This window comes from Streptomyces sp. NPDC102270, assembly GCF_044766405.1.
In the GTDB taxonomy this organism is placed as follows: domain Bacteria; phylum Actinomycetota; class Actinomycetes; order Streptomycetales; family Streptomycetaceae; genus Streptomyces.
Genome location: NZ_JBIWLX010000012.1, coordinates 119,978 through 146,591, shown reverse-complemented (window position 1 = coordinate 146,591; position 26,614 = coordinate 119,978). Strand labels below are relative to the sequence as shown.

Genomic DNA, 26,614 nt, shown 5'->3' with positions numbered 1-26,614 from the left:
GATGTGGTGCGGTGCGGCGTTCACGCGTCTGTTCTACCCGACCGTCCGGCCGTCGCCCGCGGCTGCTGCTGGGTGACGCAGTGGATGCCGCCCCCGCCCGCGAAGATCGTCCGCGCGTCGACCAGTGTCACCGTGCGCTCGGGGAACAGCCGCCGGAAGACGCCGGCGGCGAGCTCGTCGCGCGGGTCGTCGAAGCCGCAGAGCACGACGCCGCCGTTGCAGAGGTAGTGGTTGACGTACGAGTAGTCGACCCAGTGCCCGTCCGCCTCCAGGACGGTCGGGGCGAGCAGCTCGACGACCTCCAGGCGGCGGCCGCGGGCGTCGGTCGCCGACTTCAGCAGGCCTACGACCTCCTTGGTCACCTCGTGGTCCGGGTGCGCCGGGTCCGGCTGGACGTGCGCCACGACCACCCCCGGGCGGGCGAAGGCGGCGACGATGTCGACGTGGCCCTGGGTGCCGTACCTGCCGTAGTCGCCGGTCAGGCCGCGCGGGAGCCAGATGGCCCTGCGGGTGCCGAGCCTGGCGTGGATCTCCGCCTCGACCTGCTCGCGGGTCCAGCCGGGGTTGCGGCCGGCGCCGAGCTGGACGGTGTCGGTGAGCAGGACGGTGCCCTCGCCGTCGACGTGGATCGCGCCGCCCTCGTTGACCAGCGGGCTGCTCAGCACGGGCACCCCGGCGAGGTCGGCGACCTGGCGGGCGATCTTCGCGTCGTGGTCCCAGCGGGCCCAGTCCTGGCCGCCCCAGCCGTTGAACACCCAGTCCACGGCGGCCAGTCGGCCCTCTTCGTCCTTGACGAACGTCGGGCCGATGTCACGCATCCACGCGTCGTCGAGCTCGCGCTCCACCAGCTCGACGTCCGGGCCGAGCAGGGCGCGCGCGGACGCGGCGTGGCCGGGTCCGTGCACCATCGTCACCGGCTCGAAGCGGCGCACCGCGCGGGCCACGGACGCCCAGGCGGCCCGGGCCCCGGCCAGTTCCCCGTCGTCGGTGAAGGTCGGGTTGGGGCCGGGCCAGGCCATCCAGGTGCGTTCGTGCGGCGCCCACTCGGGCGGCATGCGGTAGGTCATCAGGGGGTCCTACGAGTCCTAGAGGAAGTACAGACGGTTGAGGGAGACCGAGTCGGCCGGTGCGGAGACGACCGGCTCTCCGTCCAGCGTCACCAGGCCGGTGCGCTGGTCCACGTCCACCGCCCCGGTGCGGGAGTTGAGGCGCAGGTCGGCCGGTCCGATGCCGCGGGTGCCGTGGACGGCGACCCTTCTCCTGCGGGTCGGCAGCCGGTCGTTGCCCTGGTCGAGGGCGGCCCGGGCGACGAAGGCGACGGAGATCTCGGCGGGGGTGGCGCCGTGCGCCCCGAACTGCGGTCCCAGGACGAGGGGTTCGCAGGTGTCGGTGGCCGCGCCCGGGTCACCGACCACGCCGTAGGCCGGGAAGCCGGACTTCAGGACGAGTTGCGGCTTGGCGCCGAAGTACTCCGGCCGCCACAGCACGAGGTCGGCGAGCTTGCCGACCTCGATGGAACCGACCTCGTGCGAAAGGCCGTGTGCGATGGCCGGGTTGATGGTCAGCTTGGCGATGTAGCGCAGGACGCGCTCGTTGTCGTGGCCGTCGTCCGGGGCACCGAACTCGGCCTTCATCTTCCCGGCCATCGCGAAGGTACGGCGGACCGTCTCACCGGCCCGTCCCATGCCCTGCGCGTCGGAGGAGGTGATGCCGATCGCGCCCAGGTCGTGCAGGACGTCCTCGGCGCCCATGGTCCCGGCGCGGATGCGGTCACGGGCCATGGCGGCGTCGCCGGGCAGGTCGGTCTTGAGGTCGTGGACGGAGACGATCATGCCGTAGTGCTCGGCGACGGCGTCCCGGCCGAAGGGCAGGGTGGGGTTGGTGGAGGAGCCGATGACGTTCGCAACCCCGGCCATCTTCAGCACGTTCGGTACGTGTCCGCCGCCGCAGCCCTCGATGTGGAAGGCGTGGATCGTACGCCCCTCCAGCACCCTCAGGGTGTCCTCGACGGACAGGCACTCGTTCAACCCGTCGCTGTGCAGGGCGACTTGGACGTCATGCTCCTCGGCGACCCGCAGAGCAGTGTCCAGCGCGCGGGTGTGGGCGCCCATGTCCTCGTGCACCTTGAAGCCGCTCGCCCCTCCCTCGGCCAGCGCCTCGGTCAGGGGGTCCGGCGTGGAGGACGAACCGCGGGCCAGGAAGCCGATGTTGACCGGCCAGGCGTCGAAGGCTCCGAACGCGTGCCTCAGCGCCCAGGGCGAGTTGACCCCGACGCCCCACACGGGCCCGAACTCCTGCCCGATGATCGTGGTCACCCCGGAGGCCAGCGAGGCCTCCATGATCCGCGGCGACAGCAGATGGACGTGGGTGTCGACGGCCCCGGCGGTGGCGATGAGCCCCTCGCCGGACACGATGGAGGTACCGGTGCCGACGACGACGTCGACCCCGTCCAGGGTGTCGGGATTTCCGGCCCGTCCGATGGAGCAGATCCGTCCCTCGCGGATACCGATCGAGACCTTCCGGATGCCCTGCACGGCATCGATCACGACGACGTTGCTGACGACGACGTCACAGGTGTCCCGCACGGCGGCGGCCTTGAGGTGCAGCCCGTCACGGGCGGTCTTGCCGAACCCGGCGAGGAACTCGTCGCCGTAGCGCTGGGAGTCCTCCTCGACCCGGATCACCAGCCCGGAGTCACCGAGGCGCACGCGGTCACCGGCACGGGGTCCGTGGGTGGCGGCGTACTCGTAGGGAGTGAGGCGGCGAGCCTCGGCGGGGTGGCCTCCGGGGCGGCTCATCGAACGACCCCCTCATCACACACTCCCGGACAACCACAGACGGCAGCCCACCCACGGCACGCAAGCCGACGGACCCCGCCCCGGAGCCCTCCAAGACGACTCATCGGACGGGCCCCCTCATCACACACACCCGGACAACCACAGACGGCAACACACCCACGGCACGCAAGCCGACGGACCCCGCCCCGGAGCCCTCCAAGACGGCTCATCGGACGGCCTCCTCGTCGCGCACGCCCAGGTAGCCGCAGGCGGCCGCACGGCGCAGCGCCTCCTCGCGCGCACCCGGCGCGTCCAGCGGCCCGTCGACGAGGCCGGCGAAGCCGACCGCCACCCGGGCCCCGCCGATCGGTACCAGGCCGACCTCGGCCGACTCCCCCGGGCCGAACCGCACCGACGAGCCGGCGGGCACCGCGAGCCGCATGCCGTAGGCCTCCGCGCGGGGGAAGTCCAGGCGCGGGTTGGCCTCGAAGAAGTGGAAGTGGGAGGTGACAGAGACGGGCACGGGGGCGGTGTTGGTGACCGTCAGCCGTACGACCGCCCCGGGTTCGGCGTGTTCGGGCCCCGGCAGCAGCGCGCCGGGCGCCCCCGCGCCGAGCCCCCCGCCGATCGGATCGCTGACGACCGCGAGCCGAGAGCCGTCGTCGAAGACCGCCTCGACGTGCACCTCGGTGACGACGTCCGCGACCCCGGGCAGGACGTCGTCGGGCCCGAGCACCGACCGGGCCCGCTCGACGGCCTCGGCCAGCCGCACTCCGTCCCGGGCGGCCTCGCACACGGTGTCCGCGATGAGCGCGGTCGCCTCCGGGACGTTCAACCGCAGCCCGCGGGCCCTGCGCGCCCGGGCCAGCTCGGCGGCCCCGAACAGCAGCAGCCGGTCACGTTCCGTGGGGGTCAGTCTCACGACACGACACCTCCCTACCTTGACCCGAGTTAGAGCATCACTCTAAAGCAGGTGCAAGGTAAATCACCAGAGTAGGTCGAGTCACATTGAGTGCTGTTCTAACCGTGTGCCGACATGCGACGGGCCCGCCCGGAAACATGTCCGGACGGGCCCGTGGAGCGTCTGCGGGACTCAGCCCAGCTTGTGCATCCAGCCGTGCTTGTCCTCCCTGACACCGCGCTGGATGCCGAGCAGCGCCTCGCGCAGCTTCAGGGTGACCTCGCCGGGCGTGCCGTCGCCGTGGGTCCAGGCGTCCGCCTTCGTCTTGACGTGCCCGATCGGCGTGACGACCGCCGCCGTGCCGCAGGCGAAGACCTCGGTGAGGGCACCGGACGCGGCGTCGGCGCGCCACTGGTCCAGGGTGACGACACCCTCCTCGGCGGTGTAGCCGAGGTCGCGGGCGACCTGGAGGAGGGAGTCCCGGGTGATGCCCTCCAGGATCGAGCCGGTCAGAGAGGGCGTGACGATCCGGTCGCCGTAGACGAAGGCGATGTTCATGGAGCCGGACTCCTCGACCTTGGTGCGGGTCACCGCGTCGAGGTAGACGACCTGGTCGCAGCCGTGCGCGGCGGCCTCGGCCTGCGGGAGGAGGGAGGCCGCGTAGTTGCCGCCGGTCTTGGCGTCACCGGTGCCGCCGGGGACCGCGCGGACGTAGTCCTCGGAGACCCAGATGGTGACCGGCTTGACGCCACCGGCGAAGTACGCGCCGGACGGGGAGGCGATCAGCATGAAGAGGTACTCGTTGGCCGGGTGGACGCCGAGCGCGGCCTCCGTGGCGAACATGAACGGGCGCAGGTAGAGGGACTCCTCGCCACCGTGCGGCGGGACCCAGTCGGCGTCCTGGCCGATCAGCGCGTCGAGGGCCTCGATGAACAGCTCCTCGGGCAGCTCGGCCATCGCCATCCGGCGGGCGGAGTTGCGGAAGCGGCGCGCATTGGCCTCGGGACGGAACACGGCGACCGAGCCGTCGGACTGGCGGTACGCCTTGAGGCCCTCGAAGATCTCCTGGCCGTAGTGCAGGACGTGGGTGGAGGGGTCGAGGGAGATCGGGCCGTACGGGACGAGCTGCGCGTCGTGCCAGCCGCGGCCCTCGGTCCACTTGATCGTCACCATGTGGTCGGTGAAGTGGCGGCCGAACCCGGGACTGGCCAGGATCGCCTCGCGCTCGGTGGCGGAGAGCGGGCTGGCGGAGGGCTTGAGCTCGATCGTGGGCGTCGTCATGAGTGGTTGTCCTTCACCGGTTGTGTAGTGACGGGCCGCGCTCACGCCCCTTTACTGTCAGTGACCAGTGCTAGGACGTCCGAGCATTCCCTCACTCCGCGGCTCCGCGTTCGATTATCGCAAGCGGGGAGCCGGGGAAGAAACGGCGTGAAATGCGACCCGGGGGATGATGGTGACACCCGGCGGGGGACATGCGAAAGCCGCCGGGTGCGAGTGACCCGGCGGCTTCGAAGGGATTTTCGAGTGGTCCGCCCGGTCAGCCGGCTACTCGTACGGCCAGCGCGTCGCCGATCTCCGACGTGGAGCGGGCGGGCTTGCCGGTGCGCTCGGCGAGGTCGGCGGAGACCGCCTCCTCGATGCGGGCGGCCTCGGCCTCGTAGCCGAGGTGGCGCAGCAGCAGGGCGACGGACAGGACCGTTGCGGTGGGGTCGGCCTTGCCCTGGCCGGCGATGTCCGGGGCCGAGCCGTGGACGGGCTCGAACATCGACGGGAACTCGCCGCTCGGGTTGATGTTCCCGGAGGCGGCGACGCCGATGCCGCCGGAGACGGCTGCGGCGAGGTCGGTGATGATGTCGCCGAAGAGGTTGTCGGTGACGATCACGTCGAACCGGGCCGGGTCGGTGACCAGGTAGATCGTGGCCGCGTCGACGTGGATGTAGTCGGTGGTGACCTCGGGGAACTCTGCGGCCACCTTGTTGAAGGTGTTCGTCCACAGGTGGCCGGCGAAGGTCAGCACGTTGTTCTTGTGGACAAGCGTGAGCTTCTTGCGCGGCCGGGCCTGGGCACGGGCGAAGGCGTCGCGGACCACGCGCTCGACACCGAAGGCCGTGTTCACGGAGACCTCGGTGGCGACCTCGTGCTCGGTGCCCTTGCGGATGGTGCCGCCGTTGCCGGTGTACGGGCCCTCGGTGCCCTCGCGGACGACCACGAAGTCGATGGCCGGCTCGCCCTTGAGGGGCGTGTCGACACCGGGGAGCAGCTTCGACGGACGCAGGTTCACATGGTGGTCGAAGGCGAAGCGGAGCTTGAGGAGGAAGCCGCGCTCCAGTACGCCGGAGGGGACCGACGGGTCGCCGATGGCGCCCAGCAGGATCGCGTCGTGCTTCTTCAGCGCGTCGAGGTCCGAGTCGGTGAGGGTCTCACCGGTGGCGTGGTAGCGCCGGGCGCCGAAGTCGAAGTCCTTGGTCTCCAGCTTCACATCCTGCGGAAGGACGGCGGAGAGGACCTTCAGACCTTCGGCCACGACCTCCTGGCCGATGCCGTCACCGGGAATCACTGCGAGATTGATGCTGCGAGACATGCGGGAACCCTACTCCTCGTCCCATGGGATGACACCGCACGTCCGCGATGCGGACACCGCGTCACGGACGTTCGGCGCGTGTTCACCCGTAGGTGTGGCGGTTGTCGGGGTCCGCTGGGAAATTCACTTCCATGGACCTTCCCGACGTCGGCATTCCGCCGCGGCTCGCACAGCGGATGAGCATGGCCGAGCAGCACGAGTACCTGCGCACGAAGCTGTCCCGGCGCCGCACGCTGGTGACGGCGGGCGCGGTCGCGGGCGGTCTGCTGACCGGCTGCGCGCCCGCCGGATCGTCCACCGCCACGCCCTCCCCCACGGCGACGGTGCACGGCTCGGCCGTCTCCCCCTTCGGCCGCCATCTCGCCTTCGGCGCCGATCCGAGGACACAGATGCGGATCTCCTGGCAGGTCCCGCTCGCGGTGAAGAGGCCTTACGTGCGCGTCGGCCTGAAGCCCGACGACCTGGGCCGTGGGATCGAGGCCGAGCTGCGCGACCTGCACACCCCGGGGCAGAGCGGCGTACGCCTCGCCCTCGACCAGTACTACCTGCACGCGGCCCTGGACGGACTGCGCCCCGGCACGACGTACTACTACGGCGTCGGCCACGACGGCTTCGACCCGGCGGACGCGCGCCACCGCTCGACCATCAGCACCTTCCGTACGGCCCCGGCGAGCCCGGAGAAGTTCGTCTTCACCGCCTTCGGCGACCAGGGGGTCGGCACCGCCGCGGCCGCCAACGACAACCTCCTGCTGCGCCAGAAGCCCGCCTTCCACCTGCACGCCGGTGACATCTGCTACGCCGACGGCAACGGCCAGGGGCTGACGTCGGACGGCTACGACCCGGGCTTCTGGGACCTGTTCCTCAAGCAGAACGAGGAGGTCGCGCGGAGCGTGCCCTGGATGGTCACCACCGGCAACCACGACATGGAGGCCTGGTACTCCCCCGACGGCTACGGCGGCCAGCTGGCCCGCTGGTCCCTGCCGGAGAGCGGCTTCGACCCGCGCTCGGCGCCGGGCGCGTACTCCTTCGCCTACGGCAACGTCGGCGTCGTGGCGCTGGACGCGAACGACGTGTCGTACGAGATCCCCGCCAACTTCGGCTACACGGACGGGAAGCAGACGACGTGGCTGGACAAGCGGCTCGGCGAGCTGCGGGCCGCGAAGGGCATCGACTTCGTGGTCGTCTACTTCCACCACTGTGCGTACTCGACGTCCGCGCACGCCTCCGACGGCGGGATACGCGCCGCGTGGCTGCCACTGTTCGAGAAGCACCAGGTGGACCTGGTGATCAACGGGCACAACCACGTGTACGAGCGCACGGACGCGATCCGCGGTGGCGAGGTCGGCCGGGCGGTGCCGGTCGGCGGCGCCACGGATCCGACGCGGGACGGGATCGTGTACGTCACGGCCGGCGGGGGCGGCCGGGACCTGTACGGCTTCCCCGCGGGCGTGAAGGAGAGCTACGAGGGGCGCGTGCACGACCACGAGTCCATCGAGACCTTCCAGTGGACGAAGTCGAAGCAGCCCGACAAGGAGACCGTGGAGTGGTCACGGGTGCGCTACCGCGGGTTCTCGCTGCTCTCGGTGGAGGCGGAGAGCGGGGCCAGGCCGCGGCTGACGGTGTCGGCGCTCGCGCAGAACGGGGAGCGCGTCGACCGTTTCGAGGTGCGGCGCGGGGCCTGACGGGCCTGCGCCGCACCTCGTACGGGGGCGGCTCCCGGCTGTGAGGGACCGGTCAGTGACCGGTCGAGCCGCCGTTGTCACGGCGGTCGAGGGCGCGCTGCAGGGCTGCGGCGGCGTTCTTGCGGTCGGACTCGCTGGTACGGGAGGTGTGACGGACTCGACGGCGGGCGGTCGTCTCGGCCATGAGGAATCGACTCCTTCGAATTTCCGGGAAGGGGACAACGAGACGCCGGAAGGGGCGGGGAGCGACGGGCCGCAGGGGTTGCCTGCACGGGGCCCGGCTCACGACCGCCATTCGCTTGATCGAGCGAGACGTTCGGCTCCTACAAAGCTAAGGGAGGACAGCCGGTCTGTCTCCACAATTACTCGGACTTCCTACTATCTGAGACGGCGAAGTGGATCAACCGTCGCTGACCTGCGATTTCACCGGGAGGAGTGGAGAGCAGCCGCGGCCCGTCCCGGGCGACGCGAGAAGGCGGAGGGCGCGTACGTCATCGGCGCGGACCGGCACGACTTCCTGCGCGGCCCCACGCTGAAGACGCTGCGGCCGGGAGGGCTGTTGCTCGCGGCCGTCGGAGGCGGTCGTGCCGTTCGCGGAGGCGGGGAAGGCGCACGGGCGGGGAGATGCGGGGCGGAGGAAGGGGGCGCTGGTGCGGGTCGTGCCCGGCTGACACCGCGGCGGAAAACCTCGCGCCGTGGGCAGACCCCGGTGATGGACAGCCGACGTGGACCACACTCTTGAGTTCCCCGTACTGCTCGGCCTGATCGACGAGCGGTCGGCCGCGTTCCGGGACGAGTGCCCGCATTGTGCGCACACGAAGGGGCCGGGCAACAGCCCGGCCCCCTCCGGCAGCTGACGATCCGTCAGCCCATGTGCGGGTAGCCGTAGTCGGTCGGCGGGACCAGCGTCTCCTTGATGGCGCGGGTCAGGGTCCAGCGCTGGAGGTTCTGCGGGGCGCCGGCCTTGTCGTTGGTGCCGGAGGCGCGGCCGCCGCCGAAGGGCTGCTGGCCGACGACGGCGCCGGTGGACTTGTCGTTGATGTAGAAGTTGCCGGCCGCGTAGCGCAGCTTCTCCATCGTGTACGCGGCGGCGGCACGGTCTCCGGCGATGACCGAGCCGGTCAGCGCGTAGTCGGAGGCCGACTCCATCTGGGTCAGCATCTCCTCGTACTGGTCGTCCTCGTAGACGTACACCGCGAGGAAGGGGCCGAAGTACTCGGTGGTGAAGACCTCGTTCTCCGGGTCCGTGCACTCGACGACGGTCGGGCGGACGAACCAGCCGACCGAGTCGTCGTAGGAACCGCCCGCGACGATCGTGCAGGTGGGGTCCGACTGCGCGCGGTCGATCGCCGCCTTGCTCTTGGCGAAGGCACGCTCGTCGATGACCGCGCCGATGAAGTGGGAGAGGTCGGTGACGTCGCCCATGGCGATGCCGTCGACCTCGGCGGCGAACTCCTCGCGGAAACCGCTGTTCCAGATCGACGCCGGGATGTAAGCCCGGGAGGTCGCGGAGCACTTCTGGCCCTGGTACTCGAAGGCACCGCGGGTCAGGGCGGTCTTGAGGATCGCGCGGTCGGCGCTCGGATGGGCGACGACGAAGTCCTTGCCGCCGGTCTCGCCGACCAGACGCGGATACGTGCGGTACTTCTCGATGTTGGCGCCGACCGTCTTCCACAGGTGCTGGAAGGTCTTCGTCGAACCGGTGAAGTGGATGCCCGCGAGGTCGCGGTGCTCCAGGGCGACCTTGGAGACCTCGATGCCGTCGCCGGTGACGAGGTTGATGACGCCCTTGGGCAGACCGGCCTCCTCGAGGAGCTGCATGAGCAGCACGGCGGCGTGCGTCTGGGTCGGCGACGGCTTCCAGACCACGACGTTGCCCATCAGCGCGGGCGCGGTCGGCAGATTGCCCGCGATCGCCGTGAAGTTGAACGGCGTGATCGCGTAGACGAAGCCTTCGAGGGGGCGGTGGTCGAGACGGTTCCAGACGCCCGGGGCGTTGGCCGGGGGCTGCTCGGCGAGCAGGTCACGGGCGTACTTGACGTTGAAGCGCCAGAAGTCGACAAGTTCGCAGGGCGTGTCGATCTCGGCCTGCTGGGCGGTCTTGGACTGGCCGAGCATGGTGGAGGCGGCCAGCGTCTCGCGCCAGGGGCCGGAGAGCAGTTCGGCGGCGCGCAGGATGATCGCGGCACGGTCGTCGAAGGACATCGCGCGCCAGGCGGGGGCGGCGGCGAGGGCCGCGTCGATGGCGTCCCGGGCGTCCTGCTGGGTGGCGTTGCGAAGGGTGCCGAGGACGGCCTTGTGGTTGTGCGGCTGCACGACCTGGAAGGGCTCGCCGCCACCGAGCCGCTTCTCGCCGCCGATGGTCATCGGCAGATCGACCGGGTTCTCGGCCAGCTCCTTGAGCTTCACCTCCAGCCGGGCCCGCTCGGGCGAGCCGGGGGCATAGCCGTGCACCGGCTCGTTGACGGGGGTGGGGACCTGGGTCACAGCGTCCATGAGATCCGTAACTCCTTGAACTTGAGCGGGTGTTCGGGCTCAGCCCTTGCTGATCATGCTGCGGACGAAGAAACGCAGATTGGCCGGCTTCTCCGCGAGCCGCCGCATGCTGCGCCTTCCCGGGGGACAACCCCCGGACCCCCGGCAGAAAGAGCTCTGTGCGTGCCTCATCCGTCAGCCCTTGCTGATCATGCTGCGGACGAAGAAACGCAGATTGGCCGGCTTCTCCGCGAGCCGCCGCATGAAGTAGCCGTACCAGTCGGTGCCGTAGGCGGTGTAGACGCGCATGCGGTGGCCCTCGGCGGCCAGGCGCAGGTGTTCGTCGCCGCGGATGCCGTAGAGCATCTGGAACTCGTACTCGTCGGGCTTGCGGCCCGCCTGCCGGGCGAGTTCCTGGGCGATGGCGATCAGGCGCGGGTCGTGGGAGCCGACCATCGGGTATCCCTCGCCCTCCATGAGGACGCGCAGGACCCGGACGTACGCCTTGTCGATCTCGTGCTTCTGCTGGTAGGCGACCTCGGCGGGCTCCTTGTAGGCGCCCTTCACCAGCCGCACCCGGGCGCCCGCCGCGGCGAGCCGGCGGGCGTCGGCCTCGGTGCGGAAGAGGTAGGCCTGGATCACACAGCCGGTCTGCGGGAAGTCCTTCCGCAGTTCCTCGTGGATGGCGAACATCGAGTCGAGGGTGGTGTGGTCCTCCGCGTCGAGCGTGACGGTCGTGCCGATGGCGGCGGCGGCCTCGACGACGGGCCGCACGTTGGCGAGTGCGAGCTCGTGGCCGCCGTCCAGCGCCTGGCCGAACATCGACAGCTTCACGGACATCTCTGCCCCGGTGCCCAGGTCGAGCGGCCCGAGCCGGTCGACGAGCGCGAGGTAGGCGTCCCGGGCGGCCTCGGCCTGCTCGGGCGTGGTGATGTCCTCGCCGACCACGTCCATGGTCAGCTGGAGGCCCTGCGAGGTGAGCTCCCGGACGATCGGCACGATCTCGTCGACCGTCTCGCCGGGGATGAAGCGGTCGACGACCTGCTTGGTCACCGGGGCCGCCGAGATCAGGCGTCGCATCCGGTCGCTCCGCGACGCGGCAAGAATCACGGGACCCAGCACGGGGCACCTCCACAGACCAGCAGACAGAACCACCGTGAAACCTAAGGATCCCTCCGATCGTGGGCCATCGACAGCTGTCACGCATCCGTGCCGCAGATCTCAGACAGATGTATGAAGCGGGGGGTTTTTGCGCGAGAATGCCCGGGTGGCAGGCGACTACAAAGGTGACTACCAGGAGCTGGTCGACGAGATCTCGGAGCTCCTGGGCGTACCGGCGACCCTGGAGAACCGCGACTTCGAGCTGATCGCCTTCGGCGCGTACGACAGCGAGGGGGACCTCGATCCGTCGGCGCTGGATCCCGTCCGCACCCGCTCGATCCTGACCCGGCGCTCCACGGCCGCGGTCCGGACGTGGTTCGAGGGCTTCGGCATCACGCGGGCGAGCGGCCCGGTGCGGATTCCGCCCACTCCGGAGGCGGGGGTGTACCGGGGGCGGATCTGTCTGCCCGTACGCCATCGCGGGGTCGTCCTCGGCTACGTCTGGCTCCTGGAATCCGAGCCCGGCCCGACCGACCGGCAGCTGGACGCGGCGATGCGGGTGACGGCCCGGATCGGCGCGCTGCTCGCGGACGAGGCGCAGCACGGGGCCGACCTGAGCCGGGAGCTGCGGGCGGTACTGACCGCCGAGCGCGGCTGGCAGTCCGACATGGCGGTGGCGGCCCTGCGCACGGCACTGGGCTCCCGCGGCGACGGCCCCTACACCGTGGTGTGCGTCGCCCCGTGGCCGTCCGCCGGCCCGGACGACGCCCCTTCCGCCCGTACGATCCCGCACGCGACGGCCTCGTGCACGGTGCCGTGGGGCGTCTCGGCCCAGTCGCTGGCCGTGCTGGTGCGCCTTCGGGCGACGGACACACTGACCCCGGCGAACTCGGCGGCGGCCCGGTTGCTGGAGCGGGCGCGGGGCGTGGGAGTGAGCGGCGACGGCGAGACGGGCACGGCCGGGAACCAGGGCGGCGGACCGGAGGGCGGCAGCGGCGCACGGGCCGGCGGCGACCGGCCGGCCCAGGGCGCGCCGGGCGCGGCTCGGGACACGGCGGCGGCCCCGGTCGCGGCCGGGATCGCCGCCGCCCGCGTGGGCCTCGCCGAGCTGGCCCCCGCCTGGCAGGAGGCGTCGGCCGCGGCCCGGGCCGCGCTCGCGGAACCCCGGCTCGGCCCGGTCGCGGAGTGGTCCCGCATCGGCCCGTACCGTCTGCTGACCGCACTGCCCCCGGAGACGGCCCTCGACCCCGCCGTACGCCCGCTCCTCTCCGCCGCCCACCGCGAACTGGCCCGCACCGCCGAGGTCTACCTCGACTGCGCGGGCCAGGCGGGGCGCACCGCCGCGGAGTTGGGCATCCACCGCCAGACCCTCTACTACCGCCTCTCCCGCGTCGAACAGCTCACCGGCCTCGACCTGGACGACGGCGAGGACCGGCTGTTGCTGCACATGGCGCTCAAGGGGGCGCGGCTGTAAGGGCGTCAGCCTCGGGTGGCGGCCTCGACCAGCTGGCGCAGCCCCTCGGTGAGCTGTTCGGCGGTGGGTGCCGTTTTCGGATCGAAGGTCCACTGCGCGATGAGCCCGGTCATCAGCGTCAGGTAGAGCTTGCCGAGCGTGTCCGTCGTCTCGTCGGACACGTCCTCCTCGCGACCGCCCATGAGCAGCGGAATGATCCCGCGCCCGGCCTCCCGCTGGGCCCGCGCCAGATGGTCGCGCACCTCGGGCATCCGGTCGCCCATGACCAGGATCTCCATGCTCAGATGCCACAGCGAACCGGGCTCCCGCATGGTGCCGATGATGTTCGACCAGACCTCCTGGAACCGTTCGACCGAGCCCGGCTCGGTGGCGGCGCCGACGGTTCCGCCGCCGTCGAAGGCCTCGCCGAGCCCCTCGACCAGCGCGATGTACGCCTGCGCCAGCAGGGCGTCCTTCGAACCGTAGTGGTAGCCGATGGACGCCAGGTTGGTGCCCGACTCCTTCACGATGTCGCGCGCCGTCGTCCGCGCGAACCCCTTCTGCAACAGGCAGCGCTTGGCGCCTTCGAGCAGATCCTCACGGTGTCCCATGCGAGCCAGCCTATCCCGATCCATACAGACGTCCTAGACGGCTGATTTACACAAGCGTTCTAGACAACCGTTTAATACGCCCGTACAGTCTCCGGCATGACGAACCCGACGAGCTCGACCGCCTCCCCCGGTGCCCGCGCCGGACGCCGCGAATGGACCGCCCTCGCCGTCCTGATGCTTCCGCTGCTCCTGGTCTCGATGGACGTCTCCGTCCTCTACTTCGCCATCCCGGCGATCAGCGCGGACCTGGAGCCGAGCGGCACCCAGCAGCTGTGGATCTTCGACATCTACGCCTTCGTCCTGGCCGGGTTGCTGATGACGATGGGCTCCCTGGGCGACCGCATCGGCCGCCGCAGGCTCCTGCTGGTCGGCGCCGCCGCCTTCGGCACCGCCTCGCTGATCGCCGCCTACGCGAACAGCGCGGAGACCCTCATCGCGGCCCGCGCGGTCCTCGGCATCGGCGGCGCGACCCTGATGCCGTCGACGATGGCGCTGATCCGCACGATGTTCACCGACCCCGGACAGCGCGCGAAGGCGATCGGCATGTGGTCGGGCGTGATGACGGCCGGGATCGCGCTCGGTTCGGTGATGAGCGGTGTGCTGGTCGAGTACTTCTGGTGGGGCTCGGTCTTCCTGGTCAACCTGCCCGCGATGGTGCTGCTCCTGGTCCTCGGCCCGATCCTGCTGCCCGAGTCGAAGGCCTCCTCGCCCGGCCGGTTCGACTGGCTGAGCGTCCCCCTGTCGATGGCCGCGGTACTGCCCGTCGTCTACGGCCTGAAGGAGATCCCGTCCGAGGGCTGGAACGTCCGGTACGTCGTCTCGATCACCGTCGGTCTGCTCTTCGCGGCCCTCTTCGTGCACCGCCAGCGCACCGCGGCCTCGCCGATGATCGACCCCACCCTGTTCCGCGGCCGCGGCTTCGCACCGTCCGTCGCCCTGAACCTCGTCTCGGCGTTCGGGATCATGGGGTCGGCCTACTTCACCACGCAGTACCTGCAGTCCGTGCTCGACAAGAGCGCGCTGGAGGCGGCCCTGTGGGCGCTGCTGCCGTCGGTGCCGATCGGGGCCGCGGCGCCGGTCGCGACCGCGCTGGTCCAGAAGGGCGTCAACCGCGCCTCCGTCGTCACCGCGGGCTTCGCGATCGCCGCGGCCGGCTTCGCGCTGCTGGCTTTCGCCGGTACGGACTCGATGTGGCTGGTGCTGGCCTCCTGCGGTGTCCTCGCGGTAGGCGGCGTCATCGTGATGTCCCAGATCATGGACCTCGCGATGGGCACCGCCCCGGTGGAGCGGGCCGGTACCGCGTCCTCCCTGATGGAGACCGGCGCGGAGTTCGGCGGTGCGCTGGGCATGGCGGTCCTCGGCTCCATCGGTACGGCGGTCTACCGCCACGACATGCCGGCCTCGGCACCCGACGTGGCCCGCGAGACGCTGGGCGGGGCACTGGCCGTCGCCGATCGGGTACCGGGGCTGACGACCGTGGCCCGGGAGGCGTTCACCAACGGGATGCAGGGGGCGGCGATCGCGGGCGCAGTGTTGCTCGCGGGGGCGGCGGTGCTGGCTGCGGTGACACTGCGCCGGGTCGAGCTGCACACACCGCAGGAGGCATCGGAGCCGGAGAAGGTGCCCGCGTAACAGAGAAGCGCCGGGCGGGCCGAGGAAACCCTCGGCCCGCCCGGCGTTCGTGGTGAAGCGTCAGACCAGGTTCACCGCACGGGCCGACGTCGCCCCGATCTCCTCGGCGACCTCGGTCAGCACCCCGGCCGGAACCGTGTCGTCCACGGTCAGGACCGCGAGCGCCTCGCCACCGGCGATCGCCCGCGAGACCTGCATACCGGCGATGTTGATCCCGGCCTCACCGAAGATCCGGCCCACCGTGCCGACGACACCGGGACGGTCCTCGTACTTGAGGACGACCATGTGGTCGGCGAGGGCCAGGTCGACGTCGTACTCGCCGACCGCGACGATCTTCTGGAGGTGCTTCGGCCCGGCCAGCGTGCCGGAGACCGACACCTCCTCGCCACTGCCGAGGGTGCCGCGCACGGTGACGACATTGCGGTGGTCGGCCGACTCCGAGCTGGTCGTCAGCCGCACCTCGACGCCGCGCTCCTGGGCGAACAGCGGAGCGTTGACGTACGACACGGTCTCGGCGACGACGTCCTCGAAGACACCCTTGAGGGCGGACAGCTCCAGCACCTTCACGTCGTGCTGGGTGATCTCGCCGTACACCTCGACGTCGAGGCGGACCGCGACCTCACCGGCGAGCGCGGTGAAGATGCGGCCGAGGCGCTCGGCGAGCGGGAGGCCCGGCTTGACGTCCTCGGCGATGACCCCGCCCTGGACGTTGACCGCGTCGGGCACCAGCTCACCGGCGAGCGCGAGGCGCACCGAGCGGGCGACGGCGATACCGGCCTTCTCCTGGGCCTCGTCGGTGGAGGCACCGAGGTGCGGGGTGGCGACGACCTGGTCGAACTCGAAGAGCGGGGAGTCCGTGCAGGGCTCCTTCGCGTACACGTCGAGACCGGCACCGGCGACCCGGCCCTCCTTGAGGGCGGAGTACAGCGCCTCCTCGTCGACGATCCCGCCGCGCGCGGCGTTGACGATGCGCACGCTCGGCTTGACCTTGCGCAGCGCCTCGTCGCCGATGAGGCCGACGGTCTCGGGGGTCTTGGGCAGGTGGACGGTGATGAAGTCGGAGACCTCGAGCAGCTCGTCCAGGGACAGCACCTTGACGCCCATCTGGGCGGCGCGGGCGGGCTGGATGTAGGGGTCGTACGCGACGACCTTCATGCCGAAGCCGGACATGCGCTGGGCGACCAGCGCGCCGATCCGGCCCAGACCCACGACACCGAGGGTCTTCTCGGCCAGCTCCACACCCGTGTACTTGCTGCGCTTCCACTCGCCGTTCTTCAGCGCCGCGTTGGCCTGCGGGATGTGGCGGGCGGTGGCGACGAGGAGACCGCAGGCGAGTTCGGCGGCGGTCACGATGTTCGAGGTGGGGGCGTTGACGACCATCACGCCGGCCTTGGTGGCGGCGGAGACGTCGACGTTGTCCAGGCCGACGCCGGCTCGTGCGACGACCTTCAGCTTGTGCGCGGCGGCGATGGCCTCGGCGTCCACCTTGGTGGCGGAGCGGATCAGGATCGCGTCGACGTCGGCGATGGCCGGGAGCAGTTCGGCTCGGTCCGCTCCGTTGCAGTGCCGGATCTCGAAGTCCGGGCCAAGCGCGTCCACCGTCGCGGGCGACAGCTCTTCAGCGATGAGTACGACAGGTTTCGAGCTCACGTGAGTCCTCACAAGTCCATTGCGTGCGGACGGCCGTCCCGACGGCCGCAGGCGGTGGAGGGTACTGGCCGCGTTGAAGACGCACGACGCTGTGGGCCTGACGCGTATGTATGACGGCAGTGTAGTGGCGCTACCAAGGTCGTCCTGCGCCTCTGCGGAAGGATCACCCGTCCGTGACGGCACGGGTGGGACAACGGGGCCGAAGCGCGGTGCTCCGGCCCCGTCACGCGAGGCTTACGCCTCCTCGTCGACCCAGCTCATCAGCTTGCGGAGCTGCTTGCCGGTGGTCTCCAGCAGGTGCTCGGAGTCCTGCTGCTTGTACTCGTTGTACTTCTTCAGACCGCCGTGGTACTCGGCCATCCACTCACGGGCGAAGGTGCCGTCCTGGATCTCGGCGAGGACCTTCTTCATCTCGGCCTTGGTGGCGTCCGTGATGATCCGCGGGCCGGTGACGTAGTCGCCCCACTCGGCGGTCTCGGAGATCGACCAGCGCATCTTCTCCAGGCCGCCCTCGTACATGAGGTCGACGATGAGCTTCAGCTCGTGCAGGCACTCGAAGTACGCGATCTCCGGCTGGTAGCCGGCCTCGGTCAGCGTCTCGAAGCCGGCCTTGACCAGCGCGGCCGTACCACCGCAGAGAACGGCCTGCTCACCGAACAGGTCGGTCTCGGTCTCCTCGGTGAAGGTCGTCTTGATGACGCCGGCGCGGGTGCCGCCGATGCCCTTGGCGTACGACAGCGCGAGCGCGAAGGCGTTGCCGGTCGCGTCCTGCTCGACGGCCGCGATACACGGAACGCCGCGGCCCTCCTCGTACTGGCGACGCACCAGGTGGCCCGGGCCCTTGGGGGCGACCATGCAGACGTCGACGCCGGCCGGGGGCTTGATGAAGTCGAAGCGGATGTTCAGGCCGTGGCCGAAGAACAGCGCGTCGCCGTCGTTCAGGTTGTCCTTGATGGACTCCTCGTAGACCTGGGCCTGGATCGGGTCCGGAACGAGGATCATGATGACGTCGGCCTCGGCGGCGGCCTCGGAGGGCGTCACCACGCGCAGACCCTGCTCCTCGGCCTTGGCCTTGGACTTGGAGCCCTCGTGCAGACCGACACGCACGTCGACACCCGAGTCACGGAGCGACAGCGCGTGGGCGTGGCCCTGGCTGCCGTAACCGATGACCGCGACCTTGCGGCCCTGGATGATGGACAGGTCGGCGTCGGCGTCGTAGAACAGCTCGGCCACTTTGGGTTCTCTCCTTGGAGTGCAGATGTTGCGTCCCACCGTATGACGGCGGGCTGACATGAAGATTCGGGGTCTCGGTATACGGGCGGCCGAAGCCGCCCGTGGCCGGCCCTACGCGCTGCGGTCGAGGGCGCGCAGCGAGCGGTCCGTGATCGAACGGGCGCCGCGGCCGATGGCGATGGTGCCGGACTGGACGAGCTCCTTGATGCCGTACGGCTCCAGCATCTTCAGCATCGCGGACAGCTTGTCGCTGCTGCCGGTGGCCTCGATCGTGACGGCCTCCGGGGAGACGTCGACGGTCTTGGCGCGGAACAGCTGGACGATCTCGACGATCTGGGAGCGCGTCTCGTTGTCGGCGCGCACCTTCACCAGAACGAGTTCGCGCTGAACGGCCGAGCCGGGTTCCAGTTCGACGATCTTCAGCACGTTGACGAGCTTGTTGAGCTGCTTGGTCACCTGCTCCAGCGGCAGTTCCTCGACCACGGTGACCACGATGGTGATCCGGGAGATCTCCGGGTGCTCGGTGACACCGACCGCGAGCGAGTCGATGTTGAAGCCGCGGCGGGAGAACAGGGCGGCGATCCGGGCGAGGATGCCGGGGGTGTTCTCCACCAGGACGGAGAGCGTGTGCTTGGACATGATCTTTTACGTCTCTCTCGCTCAGTCGTCTTCGTTGTCGCCGAAGTCGGGGCGGACGTCCCGGGCGGCCATGATCTCGTCGTTGGAGGTGCCGGCGGCGACCATCGGCCACACCATCGCGTCCTCGTGGACGATGAAGTCGACGACGACGGGACGGTCGTTGATGGAGTTCGCCTCCGCGATGACCTTGTCCAGGTCCTCCGGGCGCTCACAGCGCAGACCCACGCAGCCCATCGCCTCGGACAGCTTCACGAAGTCCGGCACGCGGGTGCCCTTGGCGTCCGGGTTGACGTCCTGCGGGCCGCTGTGGAGCACGGTGTTGGAGTAGCGCTGGTTGTAGAAGAGGGTCTGCCACTGGCGGACCATCCCGAGGGCGCCGTTGTTGATGATGGCGACCTTGATCGGGATGTTGTTCAGGGCGCAGGTGGTCAGTTCCTGGTTGGTCATCTGGAAGCAGCCGTCGCCGTCGATCGCCCAGACCGTGTTGCCCGGCATGCCGGCCTTGGCACCCATCGCGGCCGGGACCGCGTAGCCCATGGTTCCGGCGCCGCCGGAGTTCAGCCAGGTGGCCGGCTTCTCGTACTGGATGAAGTGCGCGGACCACATCTGGTGCTGGCCGACGCCCGCCGCGAAGATCGTGCCCTCCGGGGCGAGTTGTCCGACCCGCTCGATGACCTGCTGCGGGGAGAGCGAGCCGTCGTCGGGCAGGTCGTAGCCGAGCGGGTAGGTCTCGCGCCAGCGGTTCAGATCCTTCCACCAGGCGCTGTAGTCGCCCTGGTGGCCCTCGCTGTGCTCTTTCTGGACGGCCTGGACCAGGTCGGCGATGACCTCGCGGGCATCCCCGACGATCGGCACGTCGGCGGCACGGTTCTTGCCGATCTCGGCCGGGTCGATGTCGGCGTGGACGATCTTGGCGTGCGGGGCGAAGCTGTCCAGCTTGCCGGTGACGCGGTCGTCGAAGCGGGTACCGAGGGCGACGATCAGGTCGGCCTTCTGCAGCGCGGTGACGGCGGTGACCGCACCGTGCATGCCCGGCATTCCCACGTGCAGCGGGTGGCTGTCGGGGAATGCGCCGAGCCCCATCAGGGTGGTGGTGACGGGAGCTCCGGTGAGTTCTGCGAGGACCTTCAGCTCGGCGGTGGCGCCGGCCTTGATGACACCGCCGCCGACGTAGAGGACGGGCCGCTTGGCCTGGGTGATCAGCTTGGCGCCCTCGCGGATCTGCTTGGCGTGCGGCTTGGTCACCGGGCGGTAGCCGGGCAGGTCCATGACGGGCGGCCAGGAGAACGTCGTCTTCGCCTGGAGCGCGTCCTTGGCGATGTCGACCAGGACCGGGCCGGGGCGGCCGGTGGAGGCGATGTGGAAGGCCTGCGCGATGACCCGCGGGATGTCCTCGGCCTTGGTGACGAGGAAGTTGTGCTTGGTGATCGGCATGGTGATGCCGACGATGTCCGCCTCCTGGAAGGCGTCCGTGCCGATCGCCTTGGAGGCCACCTGCCCGGTGATCGCCACGAGCGGCACCGAGTCCATGTGGGCGTCCGCGATCGGGGTGACCAGGTTGGTGGCACCGGGGCCCGAGGTGGCCATGCAGACGCCGACCTTGCCGGTGGCCTGCGCGTAACCGGTGGCCGCGTGGCCCGCGCCCTGCTCGTGACGGACCAGGACGTGGCGCACCCGGGTGGAGTCCATCAGCGGGTCGTACGCGGGAAGGATGGCACCGCCGGGAATGCCGAATACCGTCTCGGCGCCGACCTCCTCGAGAGAGCGGATGAGGGACTGCGCGCCCGTGACGTGCTCGGGGGCGGACTGCTGTCCTCCGGATCGGGGCCGCGGCTGCGGATGGGCCCCGGTGGCCTGCTCGGTCATCGTCATTCTCTTCTCGATGCTGAGGGTGTGAAGCTGAGGTGGGGAGGCTGGGCAACAAAAAACCCCTCGTGCCATAAGGCAAGCGAGGGGAGCGCGCCGGGTGGGGATCGCTGAGCGGTCTGTGGCTCAGCGTCAGCCGACGCGCTTTCCAAGTACGAGAATTCGGGTGCGCATGAGACTGACCCTCCCCCCGGCACGCACTGACTGTCAAGTGGGTGGGACGGGAGTCTCATTATGTGAGCGCAGGGTGGTCCCACCACCGAGTACGGCAGACATGCTTCCGGTGTACACCCCCGCGCCCCTTTCCAAGGTTCCCGCGAACGCGGGCTCCGCGGGGCCGTGCGGCACCGGATAGTGGCCCGAGGCCATCGCCCTGCGCAGCCGGTACTCGTCCAGCGGCCCGGAGAAGGCCATGCCCTGCCCGTGGGTGCAGCCCATCGCCCGCAGGGCGACGACCTGTTCCGGGAGGTCCACGCCGTCGGCCACGGACTGCAGGCCGAGATCTCCGGCGATCCTCAGCAGCCCGCTGGTGATCTTGTGCAGTCTGGCGGACTCCACGACGCCCTCGACCAGGCTGCGGTCGAGCTTCAGTATGTCGACGGGGAGTTTGCGCAGGGCGGTGATCGCCGCGTAGCCGCTGCCGAAGCCGTCCAGCGCGATCCGGACCCCGACGCGCCGGATCGCGGTCAGCCGGCGCTCCAGCTCGTCCAGCGAGACCCGGGGGTCGGCGTCGGAGAGCTCGATGACCAGGGAGCCGGACGGCAGCCCGTGCCGGGTCAGCAGCGCCTCGACGGACCCCAGGGGCAGCGAGCGGTCCAGCAGCCGCTGGGCGCTCATCCGGACCGCCACGGGCACGGTGATCCCGGTCGCGGCCCGCTCGGCGGCCTTTTCGACGGCCTCCTCCAGGATCCAGCGGCTCAGCTCCTGCGTCCTGTCGCTGTCCTCGGCCACCCGCAGGAACTCGGCCGGCGTGAACAGCACTCCCTGGGAGGAGCGCCAGCGCGCCTGGGCGCAGACCGACGTGATCCGGCCGTCCCCCAGACAGACGACGGGCTGGTGCAGCAGGGCGAACTCGCCGTCGTGCAGTGCGGCACGCAGGCGCGTGGCCAGCTCCGCCTTCCGTACGACGTCCTGCTGCATCTGGGGCGCGTACAGCTCGACCCGGCCCTTGCCGCCCGCCTTGGCGCGGTACATCGCGAGGTCCGCGTTGCGCAGGAGCTCGCCCGCGCCGAGGCCGTGCTCGGCGAAGGCGACACCGATGGAGGCGGCGACCCGGACATCGTTGCCGTCGATGAGGTAGGGCTGCGAGAGCGTGACCCTGAGGCGGTCGGCGAGCTCCAGGATGTTGGCCTCGCGGGCGGTGCGGTCGCGGGTGCCGTCCCCGACGATCAGCGCGGCGAACTCGTCCCCGCCGAGCCGGGAGGCGGTGTCCCCGTAGCGGACCGCGTCCTGCAGTCTGCGGGCGGCCTGGACGAGCAGTTCGTCCCCGGCCTGGTGCCCGATCGTGTCGTTGACGGCCTTGAAGCCGTCCAGGTCGATGAAGAGGACGGCCGTGCCGCGGTCGGAGGAGCGGCGGCCGGACAGGGCCTGCTGGACGCGCCGGGTGAACAGGGCGCGGTTGGGCAGGTCGGTCAGCGGGTCGTGCTCGGCGTTGTGCTGGAGCTGCGCCTGCAGGCGCACTCTTTCGGTCACGTCCCTGCTGTTGAAGATGAGACCGCCGTGGTGACGGTTGACGGTGGACTCGACGTTGAGCCAGCCGCCTTCGCCGGAGCGGAAACGGCACTCGATGCGGGTGGTGGGTTCTTCGAGGGGGTTGGCGGCGAGGAAGCGTCGCACCTCGTGCACCACGCAGCCCAGATCCTCCGGGTGGATGAGACCGGCCAGTTCCGTGCCCACGAGGTCCTCGGCGGGGCGTCCGTAGACACCGGCGGCGGCCGGGGAGACGTACCGCAGGATGCCGTTGGGCGCGGCGATCATGATGACGTCGCTGGAGCCCTGCACCAGGGAGCGGAAGTGGTTCTCCTTCTGCGCGAGTTCCTGGGTGAGGGTGATGTTGTCGAGCAGCATGATTCCCTGGCGCATCACGAGGGCGAGCACGACGGTGCCGCCGGTGAGCAGCACCACCCGGTCCACGCTGCGGCCGTTGAGGACGTTGTAGAGGATCCCCAGCGTGCAGACCGCGGCGGCGAGATACGGGGTGAGGGCGGCCAGCGACCCGGTGATGGGCCGGGTGGCCGGATACCGGCCGTGGTCACCGCCCTGCGCGCCCTGCGGTCCCTGCGGTCCCTGCGCGGACGGGTGGTGCTGGATCCCGAACCGCTGTCTGGGCAGGTGCTCGCGCACCACGCGCGTGTGCCCGGCCGGCCGCTGCCGGTCACCGTCCGGGTGCCGGGGCGCGGCCCAGGGGGCGTAGGCGAGGAGCAGGGAGCCGGCGAACCAGCCGGCGTCCAGCAACTGGCCGGAGCGGTAGCTGTTGTGCAGCAGCGGCGACGTGAACAGGGCGTCGCACATCACGGTCAGGGCGAGCGCGCCGATCGCGGTGTTCACCGCGGTGCGGTTGACCGCCGAGCGCCGGAAGTGCAGGGCGAGGACCATGCTGACGAGGGCGATGTCCAGCAGCGGGTACGCCAGGGACAGCGCGGTGTGCGCGACGCTCGGCCCCTCGGACTTCGCCGCCTGGGCGAGGGCGAGGCTCCACGAGAGCGTGAGCAGCGAGCCGCCGATCAGCCAGGCGTCGAGGCCGAGGCAGACCCAGCCCGCCTTCGTCACCGGCCGCTTGGCGAGGACCAGCAGACCCACGATGGCGGGCGGCGCGAAGCAGAGGAAGAACAGGTCGGCGTAGCTGGGGTTGGGCACCTCCTGGCCCAGGACGACCTCGTACCACCCCCAGATCAGGTTGCCGAGGGACGCCATGGTCGAGGAGAGCCCGAAGAGCAGCCAGGCGGGCCGAAAGCGGACCCATCGGTTACGGGCGTAGACGAAGCACGACACGGCTGCCGTGCCCGCCGCGGCGCTCAGCCCGAAATCACCCATGATCAGGGCCACTTCGGGCGAACCCCAGCCGAGCGCGGAACCGATGGCGTATGCCGCGCACACCAGGGCGAGAAGGAGTTGATGGACCAGGGTCGACCCGCCACGGGAGGCCGGCGGCAGGGAGGGCAGCGCCCCCCGTGCGGGCCGGGCCCGCAGCGCTCCGTCGAGGGTGGTCGTGGGAGACGGGGGCGAGCTCACCGGGCCCTCCCGGTCCGCGCCGCTCCGGGGTCCCGGGGCTCCGGGTGCGCCGGGTGCGCATGCCTCCTGCGGCTGTTGTGCCTGCGGTGATGGCTGTGGTGACCGCCGTGACCGGCGTGGTGGCCGCGTCCGCGCGCGGCTGTGTGCCAGGGTCGGAGCCGGCGGCCCCGCCGCGTCGGATCGTTGGTCCATAGGCCGTGCATCGCCCGTCGCCCCCCTCACAGTCTGCAATGTCCATCCCCGGCGCCGAACGATGCACGGCGCAGCCCCTGTCGGGACGATACACCAGTCTCGTCACTCAGGGACATAGTTCCTCTACGCTCCGTGACGACCAGCGGCGATGCGGGCACGCACCGCGTCCGAAAGGTTGCGGAGGGTACCGGAAGCGGATTACGCGCCTGTTGCGCGCCCGCGCCCGACAGCGCGTTCCGTACGCGTCACGCGCCGCCTGATCCCGTCGTAAGGATCACGTTGCGCAGCGGCTCCTGGTTCACATAACGGTTCAACTGATCCACCAACAGGCGCTTGGCGCGCGGCAGGAACGCGGACGTGGGTCCTCCGACATGGGGACTGACCAGTACGCCCGGCGCCTGCCACAAGGGGTGTCCCTGGGGCAGCGGCTCGGGATCGGTGACATCGAGGGCGGCGGTGATGCGACCGGTCTCCAACTCGGCGAGCAGCGCCTTGGTGTCGACCACGGGGCCGCGGGCGACGTTCACCAGGAGCGCGCCGTCCTTCATACGGGCAAGGAAATCGGCGTCGGCCAGGTGACGCGTGGTCTCGTCGAGGGGCGTGGACAGGATGACGACGTCCGCCTCGGGGAGCAGGGCGGGCAGTTCGGCGAGCGGGTGCACGGGGCCGCGCTCCGTGGTGCGCTCGGAGCGCGCGACGCGCGCCACCCGCGCGACCTCGAACGGTACGAGCCGGTCCTCGATGGCGGAGCCGATCGAGCCGTAGCCGACGATGAGGACGGACTTGTCGGCAAGGGCGGGCCGGAATCCGCCCTGCCACTCCCCCTTGTCCTGGGCCCGCACGAAGTCGGGGATCCCGCGCAGCGAGGCGAGGATCAGGGTGAGCGTGAGTTCGGCGGTGCTCGCCTCGTGGACACCGCGCGCGTTGCACAGCCGTACGCCGGGACGCAGGTGCTTCAGACCGGGAGTCACGTTGTCGACGCCCGCGGACAGCGTCTGTACGACATCGACGGAGCTCAGCCGGGGCAGGGGCCGCAGGACCACGTCCAGGGGCTTCATGTAGGGGACGACGTAGTACGCGCAGTCGGCCGGGTCCGCCGGGAAGTCCTCCTCGCCGTTCCAGAAGCGGTAGTCGAGGCCCTCGGGGAGCCCCTCGATGTCGTCGGGCGGGATGGGAAGCCATACGTCAGCACTCATGCTCTGGAGGCTATGTCAGGCGCCCGGGAGCCCAGAGGTTAGGTTGGGGGCCGGAAGAGGGAGGGTCACGAGCAGGTGGAGCGCAGGACGATCGGCGCGGCGGCGCTCGCGGTGGGAGCCGTCGGACTCGGGTGCATGCCGATGAGCTGGGCCTACAACGGGTCGCGGCAGCGGGGCGACGAGTCGGTCAGGGCCGTGCACCGGGCGCTCGATCTGGGCTCGACGCTGCTGGACACGGCGGACATGTACGGCCCGTTCACCAACGAGCTGTTGCTGGGGCGGGTGTTGAAGGAGCGGCGCGAGGAGGCGTTCGTGTCGACCAAGGTCGGTCTGCTGGTGGGCGAGCAGCACATCGTGGCCAACGGCCGCCCCGGCTATGTGAAGAGAGCCTGCGACGCGTCCCTCCGCCGGCTTCAGACCGACGTGATCGACCTCTACCAACTGCACCGTGAGGACCCCGAGGTCCCGGTCGAGGAGACCTGGGGCGCGATGGCGGAGCTCGTACAGGCCGGAAAAGTACGGTCGTTGGGGCTGTGCGCGATGGGGGCGCGGGGCGGGCGCCGTTCCGGAACCCGGCTGTACGACGCGACGATCCGGCAATTGCGGCGCATCCAGCAGGTGTTCCCGGTGAGCGCGGTGGAGGCGGAGCTGTCGGTGTGGTCGCCGGAGGCTCTGGAGACGCTGGTGCCGTGGTGCGCGGAGCGCGGCGTCGGCTTCCTCGCGGCGATGCCCCTCGGCAACGGTTTCCTGACCGGCACTCTGACCCCGGGCGAGGGCTTCGAACCGGACGACGTCCGCGCCCGGCATCCCCGCTTCACCGCCGAGATGATGGCCGCGAACCAGCCGATCGTCGTCGGCCTGCGCCGCATCGCGGCCCGGCACGGGGAGGGGGTGACCCCTGCCCAGGTGGCCCTGGCATGGGTACTGGCGCAGGGCGGCCACGTGATCCCGGTACCGGGCACCAAGCAGGAGCGCTGGGTGACGGAGAACGCGACGGCGGCCGAACTGCGTCTGACCCCGCAGGACCTCACGGAGGCGGGGGAACTGCCGCCGGCACAGGGGTCGTGGGACTAGCGGCTGCGTCGGCGGGGCGGGGCCTGCCGGGGGCGCATGGATCGTGGATCGGCGAGGCTGCCGATGTGCGAAGGCCGCGGACCAGTGAGCTCTGCGCCTGCACAGGCCCGTGGAGGCAGCGGGCCCGGCCAGGCCACACACGCCGCGGACCAGCAAGCCTGCCGACAGCGCACGGCCGCGGACCAGTGAGCTCTGCGCCTGCACAGGCCCGTGGAGGCAGCGGGGCCGGCCAGGCCACACACGCCGCGGACCAGCAAGCCTGCCGACAGCGCACGGCCGCGGACCAGTGAGCTCTGCGCCTGCACAGGCCCGTGGAGGCA

General features: G+C 70.6%; 20 protein-coding genes. 5 read left to right on the top strand and 15 right to left on the bottom strand.

Annotation, left to right across the window (positions count from 1 at the left end):
- Positions 1-20 precede the first annotated feature (20 nt).
- The 5 genes from ACIRP7_RS25660 to ACIRP7_RS25640 form a co-directional block, all read right to left on the bottom strand.
- Positions 21-1,067, bottom strand: coding sequence for an agmatine/peptidylarginine deiminase (locus ACIRP7_RS25660; RefSeq protein ID WP_403663914.1), 1,047 nt, complete (start codon positions 1,065-1,067; stop codon positions 21-23).
- An 18-nt stretch (positions 1,068-1,085) separates the two neighbouring features.
- Entirely contained in the window at positions 1,086-2,798 is a 1,713-nt protein-coding gene (locus tag ACIRP7_RS25655) for an urease subunit alpha (RefSeq protein ID WP_403663911.1), read from the bottom strand.
- A gap of 205 nt (positions 2,799-3,003) precedes the next feature.
- On the bottom strand, positions 3,004-3,699 hold the full coding sequence (gene ureA / locus ACIRP7_RS25650) for an urease subunit gamma (RefSeq protein WP_403663908.1): 696 nt from the start codon (positions 3,697-3,699) through the stop codon (positions 3,004-3,006).
- 171 nt (positions 3,700-3,870) lie between these two features.
- On the bottom strand, positions 3,871-4,959 hold the full coding sequence (locus ACIRP7_RS25645) for a branched-chain amino acid aminotransferase (RefSeq protein ID WP_403663905.1): 1,089 nt from the start codon (positions 4,957-4,959) through the stop codon (positions 3,871-3,873).
- 256 nt (positions 4,960-5,215) lie between these two features.
- Positions 5,216-6,259 carry a 3-isopropylmalate dehydrogenase gene (locus ACIRP7_RS25640; RefSeq protein ID WP_403663902.1) on the bottom strand — a complete coding sequence of 348 codons (1,044 nt, stop codon included), beginning with the start codon at positions 6,257-6,259 and terminating at the stop codon, positions 5,216-5,218.
- Positions 6,260-6,390: 131 nt separating this feature from the next.
- On the opposite strand from ACIRP7_RS25640, the gene ACIRP7_RS25635 reads away from it, so the two are divergent.
- Positions 6,391-7,941 (top strand): purple acid phosphatase family protein, encoded by a 1,551-nt coding sequence (locus ACIRP7_RS25635; RefSeq protein WP_403663899.1) that lies wholly within the window; start codon positions 6,391-6,393, stop codon positions 7,939-7,941.
- A 52-nt stretch (positions 7,942-7,993) separates the two neighbouring features.
- Here the strand turns inward: ACIRP7_RS25635 and ACIRP7_RS25630 are convergent, their stop codons facing one another.
- Entirely contained in the window at positions 7,994-8,125 is a 132-nt protein-coding gene (locus ACIRP7_RS25630; protein WP_020121043.1) for a hypothetical protein, read from the bottom strand.
- Between the two features lie 541 nt (positions 8,126-8,666).
- Here ACIRP7_RS25630 and ACIRP7_RS25625 point away from each other — a divergent pair.
- A complete protein-coding gene (locus ACIRP7_RS25625) occupies positions 8,667-8,798 on the top strand; it encodes a hypothetical protein (protein WP_403663896.1) in 132 nt (43 codons plus the stop codon).
- Positions 8,799-8,805: 7 nt separating this feature from the next.
- On the opposite strand, the gene pruA is transcribed toward ACIRP7_RS25625, so the two are convergent.
- The gene (gene pruA, locus ACIRP7_RS25620) at positions 8,806-10,437 is read right to left on the bottom strand and encodes an L-glutamate gamma-semialdehyde dehydrogenase (RefSeq protein ID WP_403663893.1); all 1,632 of its coding nucleotides are present in this window, start codon (positions 10,435-10,437) and stop codon (positions 8,806-8,808) included.
- Positions 10,438-10,611: 174 nt separating this feature from the next.
- Positions 10,612-11,538 carry a proline dehydrogenase family protein gene (locus ACIRP7_RS25615; protein WP_403663890.1) on the bottom strand — a complete coding sequence of 309 codons (927 nt, stop codon included), beginning with the start codon at positions 11,536-11,538 and terminating at the stop codon, positions 10,612-10,614.
- A gap of 145 nt (positions 11,539-11,683) precedes the next feature.
- Here ACIRP7_RS25615 and ACIRP7_RS25610 point away from each other — a divergent pair, with 145 nt between their 5' ends.
- Positions 11,684-12,991, top strand: a complete 1,308-nt coding sequence (locus ACIRP7_RS25610; RefSeq protein WP_403663888.1) for a PucR family transcriptional regulator — start codon at positions 11,684-11,686, stop codon at positions 12,989-12,991.
- 5 nt (positions 12,992-12,996) lie between these two features.
- Here the strand turns inward: ACIRP7_RS25610 and ACIRP7_RS25605 are convergent, their stop codons facing one another.
- Positions 12,997-13,581 carry a TetR/AcrR family transcriptional regulator gene (locus ACIRP7_RS25605; protein WP_403663885.1) on the bottom strand — a complete coding sequence of 195 codons (585 nt, stop codon included), beginning with the start codon at positions 13,579-13,581 and terminating at the stop codon, positions 12,997-12,999.
- A gap of 96 nt (positions 13,582-13,677) precedes the next feature.
- Between ACIRP7_RS25605 and ACIRP7_RS25600 the strand changes: the two genes are divergently transcribed.
- Positions 13,678-15,213 (top strand): MFS transporter, encoded by a 1,536-nt coding sequence (locus tag ACIRP7_RS25600; RefSeq protein ID WP_403663882.1) that lies wholly within the window; start codon positions 13,678-13,680, stop codon positions 15,211-15,213.
- A gap of 60 nt (positions 15,214-15,273) precedes the next feature.
- Here the strand turns inward: ACIRP7_RS25600 and serA are convergent, their stop codons facing one another.
- The 6 genes from serA to ACIRP7_RS25570 all read right to left on the bottom strand — a co-directional run bounded on the left by serA (position 15,274) and on the right by ACIRP7_RS25570 (position 25,220).
- Positions 15,274-16,863, bottom strand: coding sequence for a phosphoglycerate dehydrogenase (gene serA / locus ACIRP7_RS25595; RefSeq protein WP_007384881.1), 1,590 nt, complete (start codon positions 16,861-16,863; stop codon positions 15,274-15,276).
- Positions 16,864-17,097: 234 nt separating this feature from the next.
- Positions 17,098-18,096: a ketol-acid reductoisomerase gene (ilvC, locus tag ACIRP7_RS25590; RefSeq protein WP_393605215.1), complete on the bottom strand. Its 999-nt coding sequence runs from the start codon at positions 18,094-18,096 to the stop codon at positions 17,098-17,100.
- Positions 18,097-18,207: 111 nt separating this feature from the next.
- Positions 18,208-18,735, bottom strand: a complete 528-nt coding sequence (gene ilvN, locus ACIRP7_RS25585; RefSeq protein ID WP_352389356.1) for an acetolactate synthase small subunit — start codon at positions 18,733-18,735, stop codon at positions 18,208-18,210.
- 21 nt (positions 18,736-18,756) lie between these two features.
- The gene (locus ACIRP7_RS25580; RefSeq protein WP_352389355.1) at positions 18,757-20,601 is read right to left on the bottom strand and encodes an acetolactate synthase large subunit; all 1,845 of its coding nucleotides are present in this window, start codon (positions 20,599-20,601) and stop codon (positions 18,757-18,759) included.
- Positions 20,602-20,808: 207 nt separating this feature from the next.
- A complete protein-coding gene (locus tag ACIRP7_RS25575) occupies positions 20,809-23,832 on the bottom strand; it encodes a putative bifunctional diguanylate cyclase/phosphodiesterase (protein WP_403663877.1) in 3,024 nt (1,007 codons plus the stop codon).
- Between the two features lie 437 nt (positions 23,833-24,269).
- Positions 24,270-25,220, bottom strand: a complete 951-nt coding sequence (locus ACIRP7_RS25570; protein ID WP_403663874.1) for a 2-hydroxyacid dehydrogenase — start codon at positions 25,218-25,220, stop codon at positions 24,270-24,272.
- A gap of 75 nt (positions 25,221-25,295) precedes the next feature.
- On the opposite strand from ACIRP7_RS25570, the gene ACIRP7_RS25565 reads away from it, so the two are divergent.
- The gene (locus ACIRP7_RS25565; RefSeq protein WP_403663871.1) at positions 25,296-26,294 is read left to right on the top strand and encodes an aldo/keto reductase; all 999 of its coding nucleotides are present in this window, start codon (positions 25,296-25,298) and stop codon (positions 26,292-26,294) included.
- The last annotated feature ends 320 nt before the right edge of the window (positions 26,295-26,614 follow it).

What these genes read in the sequence shown, in the direction of transcription:
- ACIRP7_RS25605 (WP_403663885.1), bottom strand. Translation starts at nt 13,581, where the DNA reads ATGGGACACCGTGAGGATCTGCTCGAAGGCGCCAAGCGCTGCCTGTTG.
- ACIRP7_RS25660 (WP_403663914.1), bottom strand. Translation starts at nt 1,067, where the DNA reads ATGACCTACCGCATGCCGCCCGAGTGGGCGCCGCACGAACGCACCTGG.
- ACIRP7_RS25645 (WP_403663905.1), bottom strand. Translation starts at nt 4,959, where the DNA reads ATGACGACGCCCACGATCGAGCTCAAGCCCTCCGCCAGCCCGCTCTCC.
- ACIRP7_RS25570 (WP_403663874.1), bottom strand. Translation starts at nt 25,220, where the DNA reads ATGAGTGCTGACGTATGGCTTCCCATCCCGCCCGACGACATCGAGGGG.
- ACIRP7_RS25630 (WP_020121043.1), bottom strand. Translation starts at nt 8,125, where the DNA reads ATGGCCGAGACGACCGCCCGCCGTCGAGTCCGTCACACCTCCCGTACC.
- pruA (WP_403663893.1), bottom strand. Translation starts at nt 10,437, where the DNA reads ATGGACGCTGTGACCCAGGTCCCCACCCCCGTCAACGAGCCGGTGCAC.
- ACIRP7_RS25655 (WP_403663911.1), bottom strand. Translation starts at nt 2,798, where the DNA reads ATGAGCCGCCCCGGAGGCCACCCCGCCGAGGCTCGCCGCCTCACTCCC.
- ACIRP7_RS25580 (WP_352389355.1), bottom strand. Translation starts at nt 20,601, where the DNA reads ATGACCGAGCAGGCCACCGGGGCCCATCCGCAGCCGCGGCCCCGATCC.
- ACIRP7_RS25635 (WP_403663899.1), top strand. Translation starts at nt 6,391, where the DNA reads ATGGACCTTCCCGACGTCGGCATTCCGCCGCGGCTCGCACAGCGGATG.
- ACIRP7_RS25640 (WP_403663902.1), bottom strand. Translation starts at nt 6,259, where the DNA reads ATGTCTCGCAGCATCAATCTCGCAGTGATTCCCGGTGACGGCATCGGC.
- ilvN (WP_352389356.1), bottom strand. Translation starts at nt 18,735, where the DNA reads ATGTCCAAGCACACGCTCTCCGTCCTGGTGGAGAACACCCCCGGCATC.
- ACIRP7_RS25600 (WP_403663882.1), top strand. Translation starts at nt 13,678, where the DNA reads ATGACGAACCCGACGAGCTCGACCGCCTCCCCCGGTGCCCGCGCCGGA.